19 protein-coding genes and 1 pseudogene are annotated in these 24,726 nt (G+C 64.8%); 10 read left to right on the top strand and 10 right to left on the bottom strand.

Annotated features, from left to right (window positions below; genetic code table 11):
* Positions 1-140: 140 nt before the first annotated feature.
* Complete coding sequence (locus M9952_14715) at positions 141-452, top strand: DUF4258 domain-containing protein (protein MCO5314175.1); 312 nt, start codon at positions 141-143, stop codon at positions 450-452.
* A gap of 354 nt (positions 453-806) precedes the next feature.
* Here M9952_14715 and M9952_14710 read toward each other — a convergent pair whose 3' ends face one another.
* The gene (locus M9952_14710) at positions 807-2,243 is read right to left on the bottom strand and encodes an aldehyde dehydrogenase family protein (protein ID MCO5314174.1); all 1,437 of its coding nucleotides are present in this window, start codon (positions 2,241-2,243) and stop codon (positions 807-809) included.
* A 281-nt stretch (positions 2,244-2,524) separates the two neighbouring features.
* Here M9952_14710 and M9952_14705 point away from each other — a divergent pair, with 281 nt between their 5' ends.
* Together M9952_14705 and M9952_14700 are read left to right on the top strand one after the other, a co-directional pair.
* A complete protein-coding gene (locus tag M9952_14705; protein MCO5314173.1) occupies positions 2,525-3,625 on the top strand; it encodes a hypothetical protein in 1,101 nt (366 codons plus the stop codon).
* Positions 3,626-3,816: 191 nt separating this feature from the next.
* Positions 3,817-4,194 (top strand): hypothetical protein, encoded by a 378-nt coding sequence (locus tag M9952_14700; protein MCO5314172.1) that lies wholly within the window; start codon positions 3,817-3,819, stop codon positions 4,192-4,194.
* Between the two features lie 81 nt (positions 4,195-4,275).
* On the opposite strand, the gene M9952_14695 is transcribed toward M9952_14700, so the two are convergent.
* Positions 4,276-5,625 carry a winged helix-turn-helix transcriptional regulator gene (locus tag M9952_14695; protein MCO5314171.1) on the bottom strand — a complete coding sequence of 450 codons (1,350 nt, stop codon included), beginning with the start codon at positions 5,623-5,625 and terminating at the stop codon, positions 4,276-4,278.
* A gap of 839 nt (positions 5,626-6,464) precedes the next feature.
* Between M9952_14695 and M9952_14690 the strand changes: the two genes are divergently transcribed.
* The 3 genes and pseudogenes from M9952_14690 (at position 6,465) to M9952_14680 (ending at position 9,777) form a co-directional block, all read left to right on the top strand.
* A complete protein-coding gene (locus M9952_14690; protein MCO5314170.1) occupies positions 6,465-6,983 on the top strand; it encodes a hypothetical protein in 519 nt (172 codons plus the stop codon).
* A complete protein-coding gene (locus M9952_14685) occupies positions 6,974-8,542 on the top strand; it encodes a PKD domain-containing protein (protein MCO5314169.1) in 1,569 nt (522 codons plus the stop codon). The genes M9952_14690 and M9952_14685 overlap by 10 nt, the downstream gene beginning before the upstream one ends.
* 80 nt (positions 8,543-8,622) lie before the next feature.
* A pseudogene (locus M9952_14680) lies at positions 8,623-9,777 on the top strand (PKD domain-containing protein).
* Between the two features lie 1,890 nt (positions 9,778-11,667).
* Here M9952_14680 and M9952_14675 read toward each other — a convergent pair.
* The 6 genes from M9952_14675 to M9952_14650 all read right to left on the bottom strand — a co-directional run bounded on the left by M9952_14675 (position 11,668) and on the right by M9952_14650 (position 18,290).
* A complete protein-coding gene (locus tag M9952_14675) occupies positions 11,668-12,522 on the bottom strand; it encodes a prepilin peptidase (protein MCO5314168.1) in 855 nt (284 codons plus the stop codon).
* The gene (locus M9952_14670; protein ID MCO5314167.1) at positions 12,522-13,616 is read right to left on the bottom strand and encodes a type IV pilus twitching motility protein PilT; all 1,095 of its coding nucleotides are present in this window, start codon (positions 13,614-13,616) and stop codon (positions 12,522-12,524) included. Before M9952_14670 ends, M9952_14675 begins: the two co-directional genes overlap by 1 nt.
* 91 nt (positions 13,617-13,707) lie before the next feature.
* Positions 13,708-14,115 carry a type II secretion system GspH family protein gene (locus M9952_14665; GenBank protein MCO5314166.1) on the bottom strand — a complete coding sequence of 136 codons (408 nt, stop codon included), beginning with the start codon at positions 14,113-14,115 and terminating at the stop codon, positions 13,708-13,710.
* Between the two features lie 167 nt (positions 14,116-14,282).
* Positions 14,283-15,518, bottom strand: a complete 1,236-nt coding sequence (locus M9952_14660; GenBank protein ID MCO5314165.1) for a type II secretion system F family protein — start codon at positions 15,516-15,518, stop codon at positions 14,283-14,285.
* Positions 15,515-17,551: a GspE/PulE family protein gene (locus M9952_14655; protein MCO5314164.1), complete on the bottom strand. Its 2,037-nt coding sequence runs from the start codon at positions 17,549-17,551 to the stop codon at positions 15,515-15,517. Before M9952_14655 ends, M9952_14660 begins: the two co-directional genes overlap by 4 nt.
* A gap of 181 nt (positions 17,552-17,732) precedes the next feature.
* Entirely contained in the window at positions 17,733-18,290 is a 558-nt protein-coding gene (locus M9952_14650; GenBank protein MCO5314163.1) for a hypothetical protein, read from the bottom strand.
* A 191-nt stretch (positions 18,291-18,481) separates the two neighbouring features.
* Between M9952_14650 and M9952_14645 the strand changes: the two genes are divergently transcribed.
* From M9952_14645 to M9952_14630, 4 genes are all read left to right on the top strand, one after another.
* A complete protein-coding gene (locus M9952_14645; GenBank protein ID MCO5314162.1) occupies positions 18,482-19,204 on the top strand; it encodes an HAD family phosphatase in 723 nt (240 codons plus the stop codon).
* Positions 19,201-20,250, top strand: a complete 1,050-nt coding sequence (locus M9952_14640) for a DUF1648 domain-containing protein (protein ID MCO5314161.1) — start codon at positions 19,201-19,203, stop codon at positions 20,248-20,250. The genes M9952_14645 and M9952_14640 overlap by 4 nt, the downstream gene beginning before the upstream one ends.
* 59 nt (positions 20,251-20,309) lie before the next feature.
* On the top strand, positions 20,310-20,540 hold the full coding sequence (locus M9952_14635) for a hypothetical protein (protein ID MCO5314160.1): 231 nt from the start codon (positions 20,310-20,312) through the stop codon (positions 20,538-20,540).
* 1,545 nt (positions 20,541-22,085) lie between these two features.
* The gene (locus M9952_14630) at positions 22,086-22,367 is read left to right on the top strand and encodes a DUF4143 domain-containing protein (protein ID MCO5314159.1); all 282 of its coding nucleotides are present in this window, start codon (positions 22,086-22,088) and stop codon (positions 22,365-22,367) included.
* 117 nt (positions 22,368-22,484) lie between these two features.
* Here M9952_14630 and purH read toward each other — a convergent pair whose 3' ends face one another.
* Both purH and purN read right to left on the bottom strand, forming a co-directional pair.
* Entirely contained in the window at positions 22,485-24,044 is a 1,560-nt protein-coding gene (gene purH / locus M9952_14625) for a bifunctional phosphoribosylaminoimidazolecarboxamide formyltransferase/IMP cyclohydrolase (protein MCO5314158.1), read from the bottom strand.
* Positions 24,045-24,097: 53 nt separating this feature from the next.
* Positions 24,098-24,697, bottom strand: coding sequence for a phosphoribosylglycinamide formyltransferase (gene purN, locus M9952_14620; GenBank protein MCO5314157.1), 600 nt, complete (start codon positions 24,695-24,697; stop codon positions 24,098-24,100).
* Between the last annotated feature and the right edge of the window lie 29 nt (positions 24,698-24,726).

The following is a 24,726-nucleotide window of genomic DNA, read 5'->3' as shown; positions in this document are numbered from 1 at the left end:
GCGTCGACCAATACCTGCTCGACAAGGTGAGATAGACTCGCCAAGGGCAGCGACGCCTGCGGCCGCACCGTATCTGCCAACATGATCGCCTGAGCCACTTCGCCACAGGCCCGTATACACGGACTAGCGAAGGAACCCAGTTGGCAAGCGCGCAACGTCCGAAAGCGTGGACCTTTCCGATCGTCATCACGGAGCACGCCTACGACAAGCTCATCGCGATCGACCTCACGTATTCAGAGTTCGAGTACCTCCTGCGAACCTCAGCCGAAGTGATCGAGGACATCGAGGTGGATCATCGCTCCACAAAGGAAGTGATCCTGTACCTACACTGGATTCGACCGCTTCACGTCGTAGTCCTCGTTGACCGTCATCGCCGTGAAGAGCGGGTCGTCACCGTGTACGAACCGACGACCAACCGATGGTCTCACGACTTCCGAAGGAGGAAGCGATAATGCGGTGCACTGCCTGTGGAAGCGAAGAGCGTCATTGTGTTCGCCACTCCAAATTGCTGGAACGTAATGGGGTCGTGATCGTGGTACGGGACGTTCCTATGGAAGAGTGCTCGCACTGCGAAACCCGGTGGCTCACCGCCGACACCGCCCGCACTCTCGACCAGCTCTTCCCACTCCTGCGGTCCGCTCAGCCGGGATCGACCATCGTTCGGGAGTGGGACGATCTCACCCCGACCGCTGCGTAACGCGCTACCGCCCCACTTCTGAGCCCACCCCAGCCCGTTTCCCGATAACCAGTGGTCGTGATCACGACCACTGGCTATCGGAGAACAGGCAAGGCGAGGTAGGACCTGGTTACGGAAGCTGGATCGACTTTGTCTCGAGGAATTCCTCGAGACCCCACTGGCCACGCTCGCGGGTGTTGCCCGACTGCTTGTAGCCGCCGAAGGGTGCCACGGCGTTGAACGATCCGCCGTTGATGTCGACCTGGCCGGTGCGCATCCGGCGGGCGATTCCCTTGGCACGCTCGAGGTCGTTCGATTGCACCGCTCCCGACAGGCCATAGATCGTGCCATTGGCGATGCGCACGGCGTCGTCGTCATCGGTGTAGGTGAGCACCGACAGCACCGGGCCGAAGATCTCCTCCTGTGCGATCGACATCTCGGGGGTGACGCCGGCGAACACGGTCGGCTTCACGTAGAAACCCTTCTCCTTGTCCTCGGGTTGCTCGGGTCCGCCCAGCACCAACTGTGCGCCCTCGTCGATGCCCTTTTGAATGTACGAACGCACCCGCTCCTGATGGGCCTTCGAGCTGAGCGGGCCGAGGGCGTGGAACAGGTCCGGAGCTTCTTCGTGCGGGTCGACGAGGTGCACCTTCGACGCCTCCGCCACGATCGCGTCGAGGTATTCCTGCTCGCGGCTCGCCGGGATCAGCACGCGGGTGAGCGCCGAACACGTCTGGCCGGAGTTGATGAAGCAGCCGAACACGGCCGACATGGCGACAGCCGCGGGGTCGGCATCATCGAGGACCACGTTGGCCGACTTGCCGCCGAGTTCAAGCCCGACGCGCTTGACGGTGTCGGCAGAATCCTTGGTGACCTGCGCGCCCGCACGGCCCGAGCCGGTGAAGCTGATCATGTCGATGTCCGCGTGCTTCGACATCGCCGATCCGACCGTGGGTCCGTCGCCGATGACCATGTTGAACACGCCTGCGGGAAGGCCGACCTCGTGGATGACCTCAGCGAGGATATAGGCGTTGAGCGGCGTGACTTCGGAGGGCTTCAACACGACGGTGCAGCCGGCGGCGAGGGCCGGGCCGAGCTTGCACACGATGAGATACAGCGGGTAGTTCCACGGCGTGATCGCGCCGACGACGCCGATCGGCTCGCGCACGATGAGGCTGTTGCCGAGTTGGGTTTCCCACTCGTAGGTCTCGATGATTGCGGCGTAGTTCTCCCAATCCGACACGGCGAGGCCAGCCTGGATGAGTTCGGAGAACGTCTTGGGCGATCCGACCTCGGACTGGATGGTGGTGGCGATGTCGCCGTAGCGGGCGGCGAGACCGGCGCTGATGTCGCGCAGGTACTTGGCGCGGATGTCGGCGGGCGTGGTCGACCAGGTTTCGAACGCCGTTTTGGCCGCGGCGACGGCGGCGTCGACATCGGCTGCGGTGCCGAGCGGCACGGTGGCGATCAGTTCCTCGGTGGCGGAGTGAATGACCTCAGCGCTGCCGTTGTCACTCACCGGAGCGACCCACTGGCCGCCGATGTAGAACGAGTCGTGATTACTCATGGTGTCCCCTTGTCCCGGTGTTGTGCGTTCCCCTGAGTCGCCGCGGGATCGGCGCTCTGCGCTCACGCTACCGCCCCGACGGGGCGCCGCGGACGCGAACCGGGTGGGGCGGGTGCGCCGCCATCCCGCCGACTCGCCGCCGCCTCGCGGGCCACCATCGCCGTCGGCCCGCGAACTTTGTGCTGAAAGTGACATGACGTGTCACTTTCAGCACAAAGTTCGCGGACAGAGCCAGCCGACCGCGCCAGCCAGCGACGGTGGCGTGGGTACGCTCGCGCACCATGAATCTCCCCGACGTCCGCCTCCACACGAACCGTCAGCCCCAGCACACTCCCCGCCGCGCACGTCGGTCGGTGGTCGTGTTGATCGCCGCCGCGTTGCTGGTGACCGCAACCGCATGCGATGTGGCGGTGGCGGGTCGGCGCTGCACCGGCAGCGGGTTCGGCCGCGACGCCACCCACATCCTGCAGTGCAAGAACGGCAAGTGGACCCGCATCATGACCTTCGGTCAGTACGCCGAGCTGATGGCGAGGGTGCAGGCCGAACAGGAACGAGCGGCGTCGAGCGCGGCCCGAGCCGAGGTCACCCGGGGTACCAGCGCGTGGGTTGACGTCTACGACTGGTCACCGACGTGGGTGAACTTCAAGTCCCCGGGGGCGACCGCGCCGTTCACCCTCGACCGCATCGATCGCATGGCCGATGCGGGCATCACGGCGTTGTGGATCCAGACCGCGAAGGTCGACTTCGGCACCGACGTGCTCGACCGCGACCTGCTCAATCGCATCATCAGCCGAGCGCGCAGCAAGGGGATGAAGGTGTTCGGCTGGTATCTGCCGACCTTCGAGAATCCCGCCGTCGACCAGAACCTGCTCGCCAAGACCGCCGAGTTGGGCCTCGATGGCATCGGGGTGGACATCGAATCGACCGTGGTCGATCTCGCCACCCGCAACGCACGCCTGGTGTCGCTGTCGCAGTGGCTGCGGGCGGCGTATCCGTCGATGCCGCTGGGTGCGATCGTGTTGCCGCCCGTGGTGACCGAGGTGCTCAACCTCAACTACTGGCCGCAGTTCCCGTGGACCGAACTGGCGCCGTTCTATGACGTGTGGATGCCGATGGGGTATTGGACGAACCGCAGTGCGACCTCGGAGTGGCGAGACGCGTTCCGCTACACGACCGAAAACATCGATCGCATCCGAACCAACCTCAACAACCCGAACGCGCCGATTCACGCCATCGGTGGACTGTCGAACACGTCGAGCATCGACGACGTCAACCGCTTCGTGTTCGGTGCGAAGCTTCGCGGGGCGTACGGCGGCGGGCTGTATGACGACATGATCTCGACCGCCGACCAGTACCGGGCCCTCGCACCATTCCGGGGCTGACGCTCGAGCCTCGGGCTGAGGGCCAAGGCTGAACGCGGGTGGTTTGAGCACCGCCCGCGAGCTTGCGTGTACCGAACGCGTGGGTACCATGGCGAATGCACCGCAGATCGCCGCCAGTTGGCTCCGACCTGTGCGCCGTTCGAAACCCGGCAATCGGTTTCCTCCACGATCACATCGACGAAGGAACCAACATGGCTGTCACCGACGCGAGCCGACTCGCAATGCACAAAGACCTCACCGCCGCACTCGGCGAAGAATCGGCGAACACTCTCATGGAACACCTCCCCACAAAAGGCGCTGCCGAACTCGCTACCAAAACCGACCTCGACAACCTGCGCACCGAACTGGACGCTCGATTCGACAAGACCGATGCGCGATTCGACAAGGTCGACGCCCGGTTCGACAAGACCGACGCGCGGTTCGACAAGATCGACGCCCGGTTCGACAAGATCGACGCGGCGATGGCGACGGGCTTCGCCAAGCAACTCCGATGGGTGGTCGGCACCATGGTCGCGATGCAGGCTGGCACGATCGCAACCGTCGGACTCATCCTCGCGTACACGCGCTGAAAGCCGCCGACCGCCGCCCGCCGCCCCAGCGCACACCCGCGCCAGCCACCGACGTTCGAGCCGAACGTTGGCGCGAACGCTCTACGTCACGAGCATCCACCGGTTCTTTGGACTTTTGCGATTCGAGACCGTCCCACGAACCTGACCGTCGGCCTCCATGCGAAGGATCCAATTCCTGACCCCTTGTGGGCTCATGTTGAGTTGGTTTGCCAGGTCGCGAGTGCTCAGGGGGCCATTGCTGAGGAGCGACGCTATCTCGCCCCGCCGGTCACCGCGCGTCTGACCTCTGCGTGTCGCCGGTCTCGATTTCTCACCGAAATCAAGCTGAGGTTGGCTCGTCGGTGCCATGTCGCCAGCGACGAGGTGCCACTTCGCCCAACGTCGATCGTTGGACTTCTCGACCAGGCCCCTGGCGGCCATACCCGTAATGTCACGTGTCGCGTCCAGCGCGCCGCAGCCGGTCAGCGCCCGATATTGCTGGTTCGTCACCGTCGCGTGCCGGTGCAAGAAGGCGAGGCCGAGGCGCTGTCGATCGGAGAGCCCTGTCGTGTCGATCTCGGATAGCCAACGGATCGCGTCGTCATCGAGCAGTCCGTGGTTTCTGACAACAACACGGAACTCGCGGACGAGGTCGATCAGTTCCAGTGGTTCAAGCCCCGCTTCTCGAAGCGCAGCCGCGGTCGCGAGTAAGCCGGATCCTCGGTTCTCACAAACGGTTCGGCCGGTCCCCGGCACCTCGACATCCTCGAGAAGTTTCGCTAGTAGGGCATTTCTTGAAGACGAGACTGGCTCGGACTGGAGATCCTCGCGGGCAAGCGGGCCGTGCAGGCCCCCAGGGCTACCGAACTCGATCCGATCAGGGTAGAGAGCAATCCGCACCTGAGTTCCATGAGCAAGGGCGTTGTAGTCGCGATGCATCAGAGCATTTGCGACGATCTCGCGGATCGCTTCTTCCGGGTACTCCCACCGATCCTCGCGGCCCAAACCGGCAACCACCGACCGCCGCTTCATGTTCCTCCGCAGCGCTGTCAGTGCCATCGCCACCATCGTCGGGATGGGTCCGTCGATCGACTGGTTGTCGAGGAACCTCGTTCCATCGGCGAGCGGTTCACCGGCGACTGTGGGGAATGCGACGAACGTAACATCCAGCTGGGGGAAGAACTGCTGTGGATACCGGCCCAGGGCCAGCAGGCCCGCTAGCGAAACGGCCTGGCCACCCTCGCAATCTACGACGACGCGCATGAGCCGGAGAATCTGCTCATCGCTCGCGTTGGCGAAGACTGCCCCTCGCGTGCTTCGAAGCCTCCGAAGCAGCGCAGCGACAAGGCCCTCGTCGAGGTCGGCCACCGTAGCGCCGGCGACCGGCTGCGCATCGTCCTGTGGCTGACCGCGTGCGGAAAGCAGGACGTGGACTTCATACGTCGTGAGCACGCGGTCCCCGTCGTGGGTGCGCAGAAACGACCCGCGTTCGATACCTCGGGTCCGAACGAAGCACGGTTTCTGAGCGAATGGGAGTTCGTCGACCACCGCAGCCACGATCGACATACCGTCGACCACGACGATGTCGATCTCCGGCCTGACCGGCGGCTCCAGGCGGTCCGAACAAGCTGATGCAAGGTCGGCGGCTAAACGTTCGTGGTCGACCTCGACAGCGGCGAAGTTGTTCGACTCGTCCAAACCCAACAGGAGAATTCCACCGCTTCCGTTGGCGAATGCCGAAACCGACTCAATGCAACTTTGAGGGAGGCCACCAGCGGCTGCTTTGGCCTCAATGCCGTGCAGGTCCGTCCGAGCGCGCCTCAAGCGAGCGACTGCTGCTTCCACTTGGTCTTGGAGGTCCACCAACGGTCATGTCCTTCATGCAACCGGGTGCTCAGCATACCAGTTCAACTCCCCAGCTACGCACAACTTGGGTGTTGGACTTGGGTGTGGGACCAAGAAGTTGAGCGAAAACACTCGCAAGGGTCGACATCCGGCAAGGCTCGTGGTCGTCGCCAGCTGGAGCAAGCGGACTCACTATTGCCGGGAAATCGGGCGTTCCGGCCGACAACATCGGCGGGCCAAGCCACTTCCACGGCCCGCACGCAACACCCAACTCCCAAGTTGTGTGCTTACTCACGACTTGGGTGTTGAACTCGCCGGCCGGCCGGCTCGGGCCAACCTGAGAACCGGCACCGCGACAGCGCCCAGGACCCCTAGCTATCTGACACCCCGTCAGATGGCCTTTCGTCGAATTCGGCGCCGAACCCCGAGCGCTGGGAGAGACACATATGGACTTGGAAGCGCGTCACCGCCGGCAGCGCCGCAGTCCGGATCTGCGAACGCAACGCGGCGCCACCTTGGTGTTGGTTCTCGTCGGCATGGTGCTGACGAGCATCATCGCGATTGCGATCGCTGCGTATTCGGTCACGGTGAATCGAGTCACCGCCAGCACGATTCAGATGCAAGCAGCGTGGCGCCAGGCCGACGGTCACCTGGAACGGGCTGTGCGCGAGTATCGCCTCGATCCCGCGGCGGTCGGGGTGAGTTGCGTCGGGCGCTGGTCGACGAATCCGACCTGGCTTCCGAGCCCCTATTCGCTGACGTGTGAAAGCTCGTCGCTGACTGCGGTGCCCTCCGACGGGCGAATCGCGACCATCGAATTGCACTCGAACAGCAGGCTCGTCGGCCTGGCACGGGTGCGGATCGAGGACAAGCAGGGTTCCGCCCCGTTGACCGGTTCGACGCTAACGGTGTGCGCGTGGCAGGTGGGACAGGTCGATGTGAGCGAGGTGGCGTCATGCGCATGATCCGAACCCCACGCCCCCGCACGCCACACTCCAACACCCCACGCCCCAGCACGAGCCGGCCGCGCACCCAACGCGGTGAGACCATCACCGAGATTCTCGTCGCCATCGTGATTATCGGTCTGGTGGTCGGCGGTTTGGCCTCACTGCTGGCGACGAGTTCGATGTCGACGGCTCGTGGCAACCAGACGAGTCGGCTCAGCATCGCGTTGACGGGTATGGGCGAGGTGGTCAAGAGCCTCACCTACGTGCGGTGCGCGGACACGGTCGAATACCAGGACGCGTTCGACAAAAACGAGAACGCGGCGAAACTCAGTTCACAACAGATCGATCAGGGCGGCACTGCGCTGACGTTCACGGTCGTCGATGTCACCGGCTGTGAGTCCGGGGTGGATCAGGGCACCCAGGACGTGACGATTCGCGTCGGTTCCGGCGGCAGTTCGTTGGAAGCGACCGTGGTGAAGCGCGATCCGGAACCGTTGTCCCGCGACATGTTCGTGGTGTTGGTCGGCACTCCGATCAGCACCGCCGGCGATGTGTTGTACGGGTTCCAGTTGTCTGGCGAGGGGTCGTTTTCGCCGCGGGACATCGTCGAGTATCGGTTCGAGTGCGCCGCCGACCCGCCGACCACCTCCACCGAGAACCCCGACGTCGACGGTCTGACCACCATCGTGACCTCCGACCCCAACGACCCCGCCGCACGGTGTGTGTATCGGGCACGTTCGGACTCCTTCGATGCCGTGGTGACGCTGACGATCACCGATTCGTCGGGAGTCACGGTTTCCGCAACCGAGCGGTGGCTGGTGCCTCCGGCGAGTTCGGTGCCGCTCGCTCCGACGGTGACCTTCGAGTGGACGCCCAAGACGATCACCCAAGCCACCAAGACGTTCACGTCGACGAGCCCCACCCCGGTGGTGTCGCCGATCGTGCGGTGGGAGTGGGATTTCGGCGACGGCTCGCCCCGGGTGTCGTGCACCGACGGCAGTTGTGCCACTACCTCACACACCTACACCTCCTCGGGCACCTACACCGCGGAGCTCCGCCTGACCGACAGCCTCGGGCTGATCGGGGTTGGCGCCTCGGATCCGATCGTCATTTCCATCGTTTCCCCGACGAGCACCACTCCGGCGCCCACGACCACGATCGCCCCGCAGACCATCGAGGTCACGGGATCCGTGTACAAGACGCTCGGCTGTTACGGCGGGGTGACCGACACTTCGGACAGGTTCCTGGAGCAACTCGGCACCGATGGCTGGTGGCACTTCTATTTCCAGGGGTGCGTCGGCAGCGAGTCGGTGGCGCTTTATGACCCTCTGCCCATTCCGTTCGCCGACGCGTTCCACGCCCCGACCGGCAAGAAGTGCCAGATGACCCTCGAGCGTACGAACGGCTCGATCATCGCCACGACGAAGTGGTACGGGCCGAACACGCCGACCCCCGCTCCGATTGCCGACATCGGCCCGGTTGCCGACACCGGCGGCTGGGTGTTCATCCTGGGTGGCGCGTTCAAGTCGTGGCCATCGACGATGGTGTGGAGGATCACATGCACCGACGTTCCCTGACCGCGTCGCCGCACCACACGTCGTCGCACCGCCGTACCGATCGGCGCCGCAACGAGCATGGATACACGCTGATCGAGGTGATGATCGCATCGTTGCTCGCGGGAATTCTGCTGGCGGGCCTGGCGGGTTGGACGATGACGTCGATGCGTTCGCTCAGCCAGGTTCGTGGCTGGGCGATCGACCAGGCGGGCACCGATCGGATCAACCGCACGCTGGTGAACGACGCTGCGACCGCGCTCGTCATCGTGACGCCGACCACGGGGTCGCCGATGCTCGATTGCCCCGGGGGAACCGGCTCGGGTGGTTCACCGAAGCTGGTGATGGTCACCGCCACCAAGCAGCGCATCGTGTATTCGCTCGCGGCGGACTCGACCGCGTTGACGAGCAAGGGCCAGACGCTGTTTCGACGGGCGTGTCCGAACGCCGAGGTCACCGGGTCGACCGATTTCACGCAGACCGACCCGCTGTTGACCACCACGACCACCGCTGCGACCACCGGCGAGGGGTTGGCCGAGGGGGTTGCGGCGGCGACGGCGTCGTGTGTTGCGTCCGACGGCGCTTCGTTGGACCCCGATTGTCAGACCGTGCGGTTGAGGATCGAGTCGGCCAATACCGAGCTGCGAAGCATTCTTGCCGTGGCGACTCGGCGGTCGGACTCCTATTGCCGTCCCGGTTGCAGGCCCGAGGCGAAGTTCACGTTCTCTCCGGCCGACGCGCAACGAAACGTCGAGATCTCGTTCGATCCGGCGCTGTCTCGCGACCTGCGCGGCAACGCGCTCGTTGAATGGGAATGGGATTTCGACCAGGGCGGGCCCACCACCGAGGGCCTGCCGTGCGGGTCGGGGATCACGGGCGGGCCGAGTGCCGAGACGCTCACCAGCGGTGCGGTGTTGAAACGCACGTTCACCACGGTGCTCGACACGTGTCCCGCCTATCAGGTCGGTCTTCGGGTGAAGAACTCCGAGGGCACGTGGAGTAATTGGTATTCGACGGCGATTTCGCCGCGCCTTCGGCGACCGACGGCGCAGATCACGAGCCCGTCCCCGCCGATCAACGTGGTGGAGAACCAGCAGGTGGACTTCACGGGTGTGGTCGCGTCGTTCGAGGAGCCACTGAACGACGCCGCGACGACGTGGGACTTCGGCGACGGAACCGCGGCGGTTGCCGCCTGCACCTTGTGCGGTTACGGCGCAACGTCGACGGTTCAACACACCTTCACCGCGGTCGGCCAGTACCAGGTCAAGCTCGTGGCGACCGATCAGTTGGGGTTGACGTTCACCGCGCTCGCCACGGTCAACGTCGTTTCCGACAAGGTGTTTGTGCGCACCGATGGTTCTGACGGAAGCGCCTGTGGGTCGATCACCAGTCCGTGCAAGACGATTTCGAAGGGCGTCTCTCGGGCCTATGACCAGGGGCTCAACCGGGTGCTGGTCGCGGGTGGCACCTACACCGACGCGGTGGTCATGCGACAGGGAATCTCCGTCACAGGTGGCCTGGACAGCAGCTTTCAAACCCCAGCGACCCCCAACCCGACGATTGTGCAGGTGTCCGGTTCGGCCGGGATCACCGCAACCAACCTGTCCCCGTCGGTCCCAGCGACAGTGCTCAGCAACATCACCGTCAGCGTGACCGGCACCGCGACCGTGAGCACCATCGGTGTCGCACTCACCAATTCGACGGGCCTGACGATCGACAACCTGACCGTGACGAGCGCGACCGGCAAGGACGCGACGGGCGTGTTGATCGCCGGCAACTCGTCTGCGGCGATCAGTAACTCGACGATCATTTCGGGCAATGCCCAGGGCTCGGGCTCAAGCGCATACGGGGTACGTGTCGTCGGCAACTCAAGCGCAACGATCACGAACAGCACGGTGACAGCGGGCACGGGCGTGGCTGGCTCTGCTCCTGCCACGGCGCCAGCGCAAGCGACATCTGGCGGCAACGGGGCAAACGGCGGCAACGCCACAGGGCCTTCGGCGCCTGGCGCCGGCGGGGCGGGTGGGACCGGCACGACCAACGCCGGCGGATCCGGAGGAACAGGCGGCAACTACAGCGGGTCCGGCGCTGCCGGGGCGAACGGCGGCGGCGCTTCGCCCGGTACCGGCGGAAACGGCGGCTGTGGATCGACGACGGGCTGCAGCACGAGCGCGGGTGCCGGGGGTGCCGGGGGTGCGGGTGCGGCTGGAACCGCGGGTACGGCCGGATCCAACGCGCTGGTCGCCTCCGACCTTTTCTCGCCTGCCAACGGCGGTAACGGCGGCAACGGCGTTGCCGGCAGCGGCGGCGGTGGTGGAGGCGGAGGCAAGACCGCCAGTGCTTCCGGCGGTGGTGGTGCCGGCGGTGGCGGTGGCGGTAACGGCGGTGTCGGAGGCACCGGAGGCGTGTCCGGCGGTGGTTCTTTCGGTATCTACGCGAGCAACGCCTCGGTCAGTCTCACGTCGGTGACGGTTACCTCCTCGGCCGGCGGCAACGCCGGCGCCGGCCAAGCCGGTGGACGTGGTGGCAACGGTGGCACCGGAGCGATAGGCGGCGACAAGTCGTGCTGCTCCGCCGGTGGCGGCGGTGGCGGCGGCGGCGGCGCCGGCGGTGGAGGTGCTGGCGGTGGCGGTGGCGCCGGCGGTCCGTCGATCTCGGTTGTCCACGTCGGCACGGGCACGCTCAGCGCTACTGCCAGCACCTACACCCGCTCAACCGTTGCGGCCTCGGGCGGCACCGGCGGCGCCGGTTCGACCAAGGCTTCTGGCGGCGGGGTGAACCACAACGGCACGGCAACTGGCGACGGGAACGCCGGTCCTGCAGGAACGGCCGGCCCAAACGGCCAACTGTTCAGGATTTGGGATAACGGCACGACCACGAGTTGAACAGTCGGCCGCAGCACGAGTGCCGTGGCGTCCATGGCCTTGCGATAGTCCTCGTTGGTGGCCAAGAAAAGTCCTCGCGGTGGTGAGGTAGATCCACCAGGTGGCCGCTCCGGGCGGTGAACGTAACCGACGCCAAGTCAGGTTTTTCCACACCCCGGTGCAGCCTCATCGTCGACGGCTGGCGCTCGGCCGCGACGAGAGGCTCACGCCCAAGCCACGATTGTCGAAACTCCGTTCTCCGGCCAAGCGCGACCGGAGAACGCGTCACAAGAACGGGTCGAGAATCTGTTGGGAGAGCGCCACAAGCAGCATCGCTGACACAAAGAGCGCTGGCCCGAACGGCACCTTGGCCTTGCGGCCCTGAGCCATCAGTCCGCCAATGCCCATCGTGATGCCAATCACCGACGCGCTTACGAAGAAGATGGCGGCCAGGAACCCGAGATGCGCGATCCGGTTGGCTGTCGAAGAGAACGCGACGACCCACCCGAGAAGAGTCGCAAGCCGCACGTCTCCGAATCCCATGGCATTCGGGAGGATGAACCACAGCACAGCGAGCGGTCCAGCGATAAACACCACCCCGAGGGCCGCATACCACAGTCGACTCCACTCGACACCGGCTGCGCATGCAGCAATCGACAATACGATGGCGACAAAGAACGCTGGCCAGACGATTCGAGTGGGAACGATGTAGGTGCGCAAATCGATTGCCGAAACCACAACGCCCACGGGGACCAACCACAGCGCTGGCAACAACCGCCAGTCCCACCCAGCAACAGCGACCAGCCCGACCGCCAACACTGGCACCAGAAACTCAACTACCGGGTGAAAGCCGGGGATCCGCTCGCTGCATGTTCGGCACTTGCCCCGCAGGAGGAACCAACTCAGCACGGGGATCTTGTCGATCCACCGGATGTCAGACCCGCACGACGAGCACCGGCTCTCACCGCCGACGACCTCACGCCATGGCCGGGTGTCGAAGGCGTCGCCCCATTCGTTCGGTTCATCGAGTTGAACGGGCATCCGTTCGATAATCACGCAGCAGAACGAACCGATGGCGGCACCGAGCAGCGCCCCAAAGACGGTGAGGGTCCATGCCTGACTCGCCGTCAGCGCAAGCATCAGAGGTAACGGGCCTGGCCGCCAGCCCCACCTGTAGCGTGAGCGGTGATGTCCTCAGGGTGCACCGATGCTTCCAGTGCCGCCTCGTACGTGATGATCTGCTGGTTCACCAACTGGGCGAGCGATTGTTCGAGTACCATCATCCCCTCACGCTGACCGGTGGCGATGATGTTTCGAAGCTGACGGACCTTGTTTTCGCGGATGAGGTTGGCGACCGCGGAGGTGCCGAGCAGGATCTCATAGGCTGCAACTCGGCCTCCGGTCGCCCGAGGAACCAGCCGCTGGGAGATGACCGCCGCGAGCGACATTGAGAACTGGGTGCGGATCTGGTCCTGCTGTTCGGCCGGGAACACGTCGATGACACGGTCGACGGTCTGGCTGGCGTCGTTGGTGTGCAGTGTCGCGAACACGAGGTGACCGGTCTCCGCGAGGGTCAAGGTCAGCCCGATGGTTTCTGGGTCGCGCATCTCGCCCACGAGGATGACGTCGGGGTCTTCGCGCAGGGCGGCTCGGAGTGCGTCGGCGAAGCTGACGGTGTCGGCGCCCACCTCGCGTTGGTTGACCAGCGCCATTCTGGAGGGGTGGATGTATTCCACCGGATCTTCGATGGTCAGGATATGCACCGGCTTGGTGGCGTTGATCTCGCCAATCATCGCCGCAAGGCTCGTCGACTTACCCGAACCGGTGGGGCCGGTGACCAGCACCAGGCCGTGCGGACGGTGGATCAGCTCCCTGGTGATTGCGGGCAGGCCGAGCTGGTCGGCCGTGGGGATCTGATGAGGAATCAGGCGCAACGCCAACGCCGGCTGGTCGAGCTGGTAGAAGGCGTTGGCACGAAAGCGTGCCGTGGTGCCCCAACTGAACGCGAAGTCGTGTTGGCGCTGGTTGCGAAACGACTGGTAGTCGAGGTCGCTCAGCAACCCTTGAATCGCCTGGTCGACGAACTCGGCACCGACCGCCGGGGCCTCGGGAATCGCCCGAAGCTTACCATCGACACGAATCCGCGGGGTGTCACCCGCGGAGATGTGCAGGTCGGTCGCGCCCACCTGCCACAGGTATCCAAGCAGCGGTTCGAGCAGTTCGGTGTTCGACATCATCCCCCTATCGGCCGCCACGGACCTTACACAAAACGCGAAGAACCGGACCCCGAAGGGCCCGGTTCGTTCAGATCACGCTAAGCGTGGACTACGGCAACACGGCACCCGGGGCGGGACAATCCGTCGTCGACACCTTGCCAGTGTTCGTGCGGGTGAACACGGCACCAGTTGTTGGGGTCGCAGTGGCCAGGTCGCTAGCCACCGAGAAGTATTTGAGCGAGGAGTTCAAAGCCGCCACGCTAGCCTTATCGAGGTATTGGTGGATGTCCTCAGGCGTGGTGTTGACAAGGTTGGCCGTCTTCGCGGCAGACGCTGCGGTGACGAGTGATGCACCTTCGGTCTGACATGCCGTGATCGACGCATTCTTGGTCGAGTTGCCGACCGCAAACACGACGACGCCAGCAAGGATGGCAAGGATGGCGATGACGACCAGCAGTTCGATGAGGGTGAAGCCACCCTGACCACGCTGCTGAACGCGCTGTTGAAGCTTGTTCATGAAAGTTGTCTCCCTCAGTTCAGCGCCCTATCGGGCGGATGAGCCAGTGCGGCTCGTGGATCCCGGCACGAATTGACGACCGATGACGTTTAAGGTCAAGCGACAATCGTCACGCCCGTCAAGGCGTTCGTTGGATTTCCTTGAGGAAATCCTGAAGTGTGTCGACGTTACATGTCGTTCACATCGACCTGGCCGTAGATGCCGTACATCGCACTCACCATCGCCAACGCAACGAAGCCGACCACGACGCCGATGATCAACAGCACCAGCGGCTCGAACCACGCAGTCAATTTGTCGACCGCGTAATCCATTTCTTCCTCATAGAAGCTGGCGGCGTTGTTGAGCTGTTCGGAGAGTTCGCCCGTACGTTCGCCGACACGGATCATCGAGATGGTCGTCGGCTGAAACAACTCGGTCTGAGCGATCGGCTCTGCGAAGCCCGCGCCCATCATGACGCTCTTCGACGCGACCGCCAGGCGTTCGCGAAAGATCACGTTGGTCGTGCAGTCGATCGCCGAGGGCATGGCGTCGGCCAGCGGCACACCGGCCTCGAGGAGCACCGACAACACACGGGTGAAACGCTCGGTTGCGCCATAGACGACAACGGTGCTGAGCACCGGAACCTTGAGCAGAAACGCGTGCAGGTTCCGCTGACCGCCCTTCGTGCGCAGATAGAGCATCCCGCCGATGATGGCGACAACCAGCACCACGCCGGTGACAGCGCCAGCGGTTGATGACACGAAGTCTGCTACCGCCATCAACATCCGGGTCGGCAAGGGCAGCTCGGCATCGAAGCTCTCGAAGAACTCCGCGAACTTCGGAATCACGAAGATCACGATGATCGCCACCACACCAAAGGCCACCACCAACAGAATCACCGGGTAAATGAGCGCCTTGCGGACCTGCTTCTGCAACTGCACGTCACGACGGATGTACTTGTAGAGCTGCTCGAAGGCCTCGTCCATCTTGCCGGTGAGTTCGGCCGAACGCAGCATGGCCATGAAGTAGCTGGGGAACACCTCTGCGTACATGCCCATCGCGTCGCCCAGCGTCACACCATCGTTACCCACCTTCTCGGCAACCTCGCCGAGCACCTGCTGAAACCGCTTGTTCTTGACGTCGCGGCCAAGGGTCTCCAGAGCCTCGAGCAGCGGGATACCCGAGCGGATGAAGGTCGCCATCTGCCGCGAGAAATGCATGATCTCAACGAGCGGCACCTTCTCCTTGGTGAGCTCCATCTGGAGCCCCTTTTTCTCGGAGATCTTGGTGACCCGAACCCCTTGCACCGCAAGCCGGTTACGAGCGATCAACGCGCTCGGAGCCTCGATGATGCCCTTGACGTTCTCGCCGTCGAGGTTGACCGCCTCGTAGCGGAATCTGACATCAATCGCCGAATCGGTCATCCCAAACCTCCATCAAAGGTCGCTGCGGCGACCGGTGAAGGCTCCGGCTCGGCCGCTCCTGCATTCGGTGCTGCGTCAGCGGAATCGATGTAGCCTTCGCCATCAGCAATGAACGCTTGGCGTTGCTGTCCGGCACCCACCGAGAGAACAGGCTGTGCGGTCGAGTCGGCGCCAGACGTGGCCTCAATCTGCCCCTTGCCCGGCATGAGTTCACCAAACGCGTCACCGCCGAGTTCCACACCCGGCGCGTACACGGCTCGCAACACTTCCTCAATCGTGGTCTGGCCGTTCGCCACCATCTGGAAGGCCTGGGTCTGCATCGTCACCATGCCCTCGTTCACCGCAACCTTGCGCATCTCCGAGTGAGTGGCCCGGTCGACGACCATGTGGCGCAAACGGTCGCTCATCGTCAACAACTCATACACACCCACACGGCCGCGATAGCCCGTGAACCCACAGCTCGCACACCCCTCGCCGCGGCGGAAATTCGCCTTCGCCGTGCCCAGTTGGGCTGCCACCAGGCGCACCCGATCCGACGACGGCTTCTCGGGCACCGAACACGACGGGCAGTTGCGGCGCAACAGCCGCTGACCCACCACGCCCGACACCGCCGAGGCGACCAGGAACGGCTCGATGCCCATGTCGGTGAAGCGGTGTACCGCCGCAATGGCATCCACCGCGTGGAGCGAACTCAACACGAAGTGACCCGTCAAGGCCGCCTGCATGGCGATACGCGCGGTTTCGATGTCGCGGATCTCGCCCACCAGGATCGTGTCGGGGTCCTGGCGCAGAATGCCGCGCAGTCCATCCGCGAAACTGATGCCGGCCGACTCGGAGATCTGCATCTGGTTGATGCCGTCGAACTGGTACTCGACCGGATCCTCAACCGTCACCACGTTCTTGGTGGGATCGTTCATCTCGGCGAGCGTCGCGTACAACGTCGTAGTCTTACCCGAACCCGTCGGCCCGGTCACCAACAACATGCCGAGCGGCGCTTTGACGATCTTGGAGTAGTCGGCGATGAACTGCTCGGGCATGCCCAGGTCGCGCAAGCCGATGAGCGAACGCTGCTTGTCGAGAATACGAAGCACGATCTTTTCGCCGTGTACCGTCGCCACCACCGAGGTGCGCACATCGATCGGACGACCGTCGACCTCAAAGCCGAACTGACCGTCCTGGGGACGGCGCTTCTCGACGATGTTCAACTCGGCCATCACCTTGATGCGACTCGAAATCGCGGCCCCCATCGACGACGGCAGGTTCAGCACCTCGTTCAGAACGCCATCGACGCGGTAGCGCACGCGGATGCCGCTTGTCTGCGCCTCGATATGCACATCCGATGCCCGCTGGCGCACCGCCTGGGTGACGATGCGGTTCACCACCTGCACCACGGGGGCGTTCTCGTCCACCCTCGCGGTCGGCTCGTCAGCGAGCTGCTGCGGCGACTTCGTCTCGGTGAGCTGGTGAGCCTGAACGAAAACCTGGGCGTCCTTCAACACCGAATACGCGCTGTGCAGCAGCTTTTCGATATCGGAGCGGTTGCCCAACAACAAGCCGATGCGACCGCAACGCACCGTCAACGTACGAATCGCCTCGTCGTCGCGGGGGTCGTTGGTGACGATCCAGGTTCGGTTCTCCTCGTCGATTCGAAGGGGCAACACGTGATAGTGGCGAGCCAACTCCTCGCCCACCCGGTCGAGGGCCTCCTTTTGTGGCTCCTCATTACGCAAATCAGCGACCTGGATCGCAAACTGCGTGCTCAGGATCGCTGTGATGGTCTGCTCCTCGAGCCCCAACACCTCGCCGATCTTGCCGCCCTGTTCGCGTTGAAGCGCCAGCGCATTGGTCAACCGCTCGGCATCGATGGCGCCCATGCCCAACGCCAGCTCGCCAAACATCGGGCGCTCGGCGCCCAACCAGCTCTCAAGCTCGCTTTCCAACCGGCCCGAACCCGACGCTCCGGGCATCATGCCCGTAGCGCCCTTCGACTGGAATTCACCGGCCTTCGGCGCGCTCTTCGATCGCTTCAGCACCACACACTCCCCTCTAGTGCTCGGAGTTCAACGCGATGGCTGGAACTCCGTAGCCCCAAGCGTAGAGCGCGGACGCTCCCGATGGACCTTGCGACTGTACGGGAGCCGTGACAAAGAGGTCAACGGGCGGATTTACGCGGTCGTTTGGCCGGTGGGCCGCCGAACGTTCACCACGGAACGTTCACCACGGAAGACGTTCCCAGACCCCCGGGATTGCCAACAACCCAATGACGACTCCGACGAACCACACGAACTGTTTCCGCAACGCGTCGCTGATCTCGGCAGCCATATCGGCGCGCAATAAGGCGATCTCGCCCGCCATCTCCGAACGGAACTTGCCGAACTCGCCCGCCATCTCCGAACGGAACTTGCCGAACTCGCCCGCCATCTCCGAACGGAACTTGCCGAACTCGCCCGCCATTTCCGAACGGAACTTGCCGAACTCGCCCTCCACGTCCGAACGGAACTTGCCGAACTCGCCCTCCACGTCCGAACGCAACAAGGCGTTCTCGCCAGACATACCCGAACGCAACAAGGCGATCTCTCCAGACACCTCCGAACGGACATGGTCGATCTTGAGCGACAGTGCGTTGTTCAGGTGTTCGAGATCGGCCTTCGTGGCGACGTCGCCCCAGTACACCGGTGGAAGATTTTCCATCAAGATGTCCGCCGTTTCCTTGCCCAGCGACTTGATCAAGCCGTCGTACATCTCATGACGGCGTGCTTCGGTCATCGACATGACTGGTTTCCGTTTCATACTCGTTCGTACTGAGGAAACCGCGGTTTCGATACCCGGCCGCACCCACGCCCTGTGCGCACGACTCGGCCGTTGGCAGCAGGGTACGCCGCCCGCGCGGGGAACGCAACGAGAGCGCGACCGCCGCTGGTCACCGACCCCCGCTGTCACCGGTCGGCCATAGCCTGTTGGACATGACTCAGCCGACCTCGACCGACACTCGCCTCAGCACGGGCCTCGATGCCCGCCTCAGCTCGGGTGTCGACGCGGTCGTTTTCGATTTCGGCAACGTCGTCGTCCAGTGGTCGATGCGAGCGCTGTTCAGCGAGTTCTTCCACACCGACGCCGCGGTAGACGAGTTTCTCTCCACCGTGCTCACCCCGGCCGAGAACCTGCGCTGCGACCTCGGCACCCCGCTCGCCGACGTCGTCGGCGAACTCGTCGACCAACACCCCCACCACGAAGAGCCGCTGCTCGCTTGGCGAGACCGCTGGATCGAAACGATCCCCGGCATGGTCGACGGCACCGAGGCGCTCATCGACGACCTGTTGGCCGCCGGGCACCGGGTGCTCGGACTGTCGAACTTCAGCACCGAGACCTTCGCCCTCACCCTCGAGCGCTACCCCGTGTTTCACAAGTTCGACGACTACGTGTTGTCCGGCGCTGTGGGCATGGCGAAACCCGACCCCCGCATCTACGAACTGCTGCTCGAACGGCACGATCTCGAAGCGCACCGCTGTGTGTTCCTCGACGACTCGCTCGCCAACGTCGAGGCCGCAACCGCACTCGGCATCCGCTCGCACCACTTCACGACGGCGGCAACGGCTCGTCGGTGGCTGATCGACGACATCGGGGTGGTTGGGCTTGGCGGGCTCGGCGGGCTTGGCGGGCTCGGTGGGCTCGGTGGGGCGGCATGACCGTGACCACGCCGCCCGGCACCTCGGGGCCCGACACCCCGGGGCCCGACGCCTCCACGGTCGTCAGTCGCTTCAGCCTCGCTGCCATCGCGTTGCCGTCGATCGTCACCACCGTCGCACTCGTTGTTCAGATCGCCATCCTCGGCGACCTGCCCGACCAGATCGCCATCCACTGGGGCACCAACGGACGCCCCAACTCCTTCGCCTCGCCGTGGTGGAACCTCGCCCTCACATTCGTGTTGGGATACGGGCTCCCCCTGCTGCTCGGAGTGACCACCCTTCCGGGAATCCGCCGAGGCGGCCGAGGGCCGACCTATCGGATGATGGGGGCGGTGTCGGCCGGCATCACCACCTTCGTCACCGTGTTGTCGACGTGGCTCACGCTCGCCCAACGAGGCCTCACCGACACCAACGACGTGCGCCTCGGCCTCGCCATCCCCGTCTACTCGCTGGCGATCGGATTCGCCGTCGGTGCGCTGGGGTGGTTCATCCAACCCGCCCAGGAATCGCCCGGCACCCGGGTTTCGGCGACCCCTATCCCCGCGGCCGACTCATCTCATGGCGGCGCTGGGGCTGGCGGCTCGTGGCACGGGGTCGCACGTTTCGCCACCAAACCGCTTATCGCGTTGAGCGTGGCCGCCGCCGGGTTGTTCCTGGTGGGGCTCGGCCGGTGGCTGTTCGGCAACAACCTGGTCAGCGCCGCACCGCTCACGTTCGTCGGAATCCTCCTCGCGGTACTCATCGCGTCGACCAGCGTGTTCAACGTCGAGATCGACCGAACCGGGCTCGCCGTGCGCTCGATCCTCGGACTTCCGAGATTCCGCGTGCCGATCGAGGACATCGAATCGGTCGAACTCATCGACATCGACCCGATGGGCGAATTCGGCGGCTTCGGCGTGCGGTCACGACGCGGCCGGCGAGCCGTGGTGTTGCGCCGCGGCGACGCACTCGAGGTCACCCGACGGTCGGGCAAGCGCTTCGCCGTCAGCGTCGAACACCCCCAGGACGCCGTCGCCGCGTTGCGTGCCATCCTCGACCAGCGCTGAGCCATGCCAGAATCGATCGATCGAGCGAGCCATTGAATCCATCTGACTGGGAGGCTGACGTGAGCATCCATCAACGAATCTGGGATGACGACGCCTTTCTGCGGCCCGGCGAAGAGATGCCCCAGCCGCTCACCGTGTCCAGGTTGTGCACGAGACTCGGCGTTGAGGGCGAACCCGATGATGTGCGCGCGGCCGCAGTCACACTCTGGCTGAGCCACAACACGGCCAACGCGAACCTCCAAGCATCAATCGAGCTGTCCGGCTTGCTCGACCAGACACAAGCCGTCTGACCCCACCAGAACGGCTTGCCCACAGCGGCTTACCCACAGAGCGCCCGGGGCGGCCGGGGCGGTACGGCAACCGGCGAGGCGATACGGCGGCCAGCGAGCTGCGGTGATCCTCATCAGAATGTCTTGACATTCAACTTCAACGGTTGAAATGCTGTTCAGGCGCCTCGGCACGACGACACCCGTGCCGTCGAACGAGGCGCCGTGCCGCTGGGGCACATTGCCACCACTTCCGATGTGGGCACATCGCCAAATGCACCCATTCGCTGTGGCGAGCAGTCGTCGGGGTGGGCGTCCGACTACGGACCCCGCCCCGACGCCGTTCATGGCGGCGTTTGGTCACCGATCTCCTCGCGAACTTTCTGCCAAAAGTGACACGTGATGTCGTTTCTGGCAGAAACTTCGCGGACGAGCAGCGCCGAGCGGCGGCGAGCGGCGAGCGCGTGCCGACCACCCAGCGCCGACCACCCGGACCGACGGTCCAGACCGACGGTCCAGACCGACATCGGTGAGTGGTCTAGAACGACATCGCGCGGTGGTCCAGATGAGCATCGAAGCCTGGTCTGCGACGGTATCCTGGCGACATGTCCGATCAGTACGTACGTCGATTCCTCGATGACGAGCTCAGCGAGGTCATCCGCGTGCACCCCGCTGTACTTGTCGTCGGACCACGTGCATCCGGAAAGACCACGACCGCTCGCCGGTACGCAAAAAGCGTCGTTCGTCTCGACCGGCCCGCCGAGGCGGCCGCGTTCGTCGCGGACGCCGATGCGGCCCTCGCCAGTTTTGATGAGCCGGTGCTCCTCGACGAGTGGCAGGCCGTTCCTGGCGTGCTCGGTGCAGTCAAGCGTGCCGTGGACGATGACAGTCGGCCTGGTCGGTTCATTCTGACGGGCAGCATTCGGGCCGACCTTGTGGCCGAGACATGGCCCGGGACCGGTCGGCTGATCCGTCTCGACATGTGGGGGCTGTCCGAGCGCGAAATCGTAGGGTCCATCGGCGAACGGGGTCCGCTCGCGGTACTGGCCGCTGGTGATCCAATGGCGCTCGGCACACCAACAGCGCCACCGGACCTTGTCGGCTACATCGAGTTGGCGCTTCGTGGCGGATTCCCGGACGCGGCGCTCAGGCTAAACGGATCAGGTCGCGAACGCTGGCTCGCCAGCTACCTCGATCAGCTGCTGACGCGCGACGCGGTCGACATATCGGGTCGAGATCCCGTCCTGTTGGAGCGGTACTTTGAGACGTTGGCGCTCAACTCCGCGGGGATTGTGGCTGACAACACGATCTTCGGAGCCGCGGCCGTCGACCGGCGGACGGCAAACGCTTACGAGCGGCTTCTCTCGAACTTGTTCGTCCTCGATGCCGTGCCCGCGTGGCTCACGAATCGACTCTCGCGACTCGTCAAGACGCCGAAGCGCTACATCACCGATGCGTCGCTCATCGGCGCAGCACTCCGCATGGACGCCCGCAGCGTCATGAGACGGGGACATCCTGGGTCGCGGATCGACACCTTCGTCGCTGCACAACTTCGATCTGGAGCTGGCGGTGAGCGGACCTCGACCACGGCTCTTCCATCTCCGCGACAAGAACGGCCGCCGCGAAATCGACCTCCTCGTCGAACTCAGCGGAGATCGAGTCATCGCGATCGAAGTGAAAGCATCCTCTGCGCCGAGCCGTGCCGACGGCGCCCACATCGAATGGTTGCGCGACACGCTCGGCGAACGATTCGTCGCTGGCGTCGTCCTCCACACCGGTCCGTCTCTCTTCGCACTCTCCGACCGGATCGCCGCCGCGCCGATCGCATCGCTCTGGACCGAACCCGCGTAGCGCGAACTTCCTGCCAGAAGTGACACGTGATGTCGTTTCTGGCAGAAACTTCGCGAGCAAACGAACGAGCGGTGCCGAGCGCTCCGAGCGGCGCCGAGCCGCGCGGCGCCCGAAGCCTCAGTGCTTGAAGTGACGCTCGCCGGTGAAGACCATGGCGATGCCCGCCTCGTTCGCGGCGTCGATGACCTTCTGGTCGCGGATCGACCCGCCCGGCTGGATCACCGCGGTCGCCCCCGCCTCGATCGCTGCGTCGAGCCCGTCGCGGAAGGGGAAGAACGCATCCGACGCACACGCGCCGCCCGCCGCGCGGCCGTCGGCCTTCTCCGCTGCGATCCGACCCGAGTCGCGGCGATTCTGCTGCCCCGCACCGATGCCGACCGCCTGGCCGTCCTTCACCAACACGATCGTGTTCGAGGTGACCTTCGCCGCCACCTTCCACGCCAACTCGAGGTCGATCATCTCCGCATCCGACGGCGCCCGGTCGGTCACGACCTTCCACGCCGAACGATCGATGGTGACCACGTCGGTCGTCTGCACCAACCACCCGCCCTCGATGCCGCGGACGTCGAGCGCCGCCGCGACCGGGCGACGGGTTTCGATCACCCGCAGGTTCTCCTTGGACCCCAGCACCTCGAGCGCACCCGGCTCATACGATTCGGCCACGACCACCTCGGTGAACACGTTCACCAACGACTCGGCAACCGCCCTGGTCATCGGGCGGTTCAACGCCACGATGCCCCCGAAGGCCGAGATCGGATCGCACTCGTGTGCCAGGCGGTACGCCTCCTCGATCGTGTCGGCCACCGCCACCCCACACGGGTTCGCATGCTTGATGACCACCGCGGCGGGACGTTCCTCGCCGAGCGACCACACCAACCGCCACGCGGCATCGGCGTCGTACACGTTCAGATACGACATCGCCTTGCCCTGGTGAACGACCGCGCTCTCCCAGCAGGAATCGCCATTGGCGGTGACATAACGTGCCCCGACCTGATGGGGGTTCTCCCCGTAACGCAACACCTCCGAGCGGACCGCGGCGATGTGCAGGGTTTCGGGGAGCTGCGCGGCGGCGTCGGGCTGCGCGTCACCTTCAGGAGCGGCGGGCGAGTCGGCGACACCCGAGGGCGAGTCGAGCGAGTCGAGCCATTGCACGATCTCGGTGTCGTAGGCCGCGGTCACCGCGAACGCCTTGCGGGCCAGGCGCCGACGCAACCCCGACGACAACTCGCCGTTCGCCCGGATCTCGTCGAGCACCGAGTCGTAATCGGTCGGGTCGACCAAAACGCCCACAAACTCGTGGTTCTTCGCCGCGGCCCGCACCATCGTCGGCCCGCCCACGTCGAGCAGTTCCACGCTGGGATCCGACGAGAACGGATAGAGATTCACCACCACCAGATCGATCGGGCGGATGTCGTAGCGCTCGATGTCGGCCTGGTGATCGGCGTCGTTGCGGTCGGCGAGGATCGCCCCGTGCACGAGCGGATGCAACGTCACGACCCGGTGCCCCAACATCGCCGGATACCCGGTGAACTCGGCCACGTCGGTCACCGGGACGCCCGCCGCGGCGATCGCCTTCGCAGTGCCGCCGGAACTGATCAACTCGACGCCGAGTTCGTGCAACGCCGTGGCGAATTCCACCACGCCGGTCTTGTCGTAGACGCTCAGCAGCGCTCTCATCTCACACAACTCCTTCGGTCGGCTTCATCTGCCGGGGTCATCAGCCGGGGTCATCAGCCGGGGTCGGCCGTGGCGTCGGCGCGGCGGCCGAGCAACAGGTTCGGGGTCTCCATGACACGACGGATCGTGTCGACATACAAACGACGCTCGACGTCCTTGATGCGCTCGTGCAGGCTCGCCTCGTCGTCGTCGTCGAGCACGGGCACCGCCTCCTGGGCGAGGATCGGCCCCTCATCGACGCCGAGCGTGGCGATGTGCACCGTGCATCCGGTCACCTTCACGCCGTAGTCGAGCGCATCACGCACCCCGTGCCAGCCCTTGAACGACGGCAACAACGCCGGATGGGTGTTGAGGATGCGATGCGGGTAGGCGGCATGCATCACTTCGCTGAGGATCGTGCCGTACCCCGCCATCACGATGAGATCGAGCTCATAGGGCGCGAGCGCCTCGACCCAGCGGGCGTCGTAGGCCTCGCGGTCGAAGGCGGGGGTGAAGTCGCCGCGCTCGATCTTGATGCACTCGACCCCGTGCGCCGCAGCGACCTCTTCGGCCCGACAGGTGCGATCGACCCCGACCACCGAAATCGGCAGCCCTGAAGTCAAAATCGCGTCGAGGAGGGTCCCGCTGCCGGAGGCGAGCACGGCCAGATTCACCGGCGCAAGGCTACTTGCACCGACCCCAC

Source organism: Microthrixaceae bacterium, assembly GCA_023957975.1.
Lineage (GTDB): Bacteria > Actinomycetota > Acidimicrobiia > Acidimicrobiales > Microtrichaceae > JAMLGM01.
The sequence above is the reverse complement of the archived record's forward strand: the minus strand, read 5'-3'. Positions and strand labels throughout refer to the sequence as shown.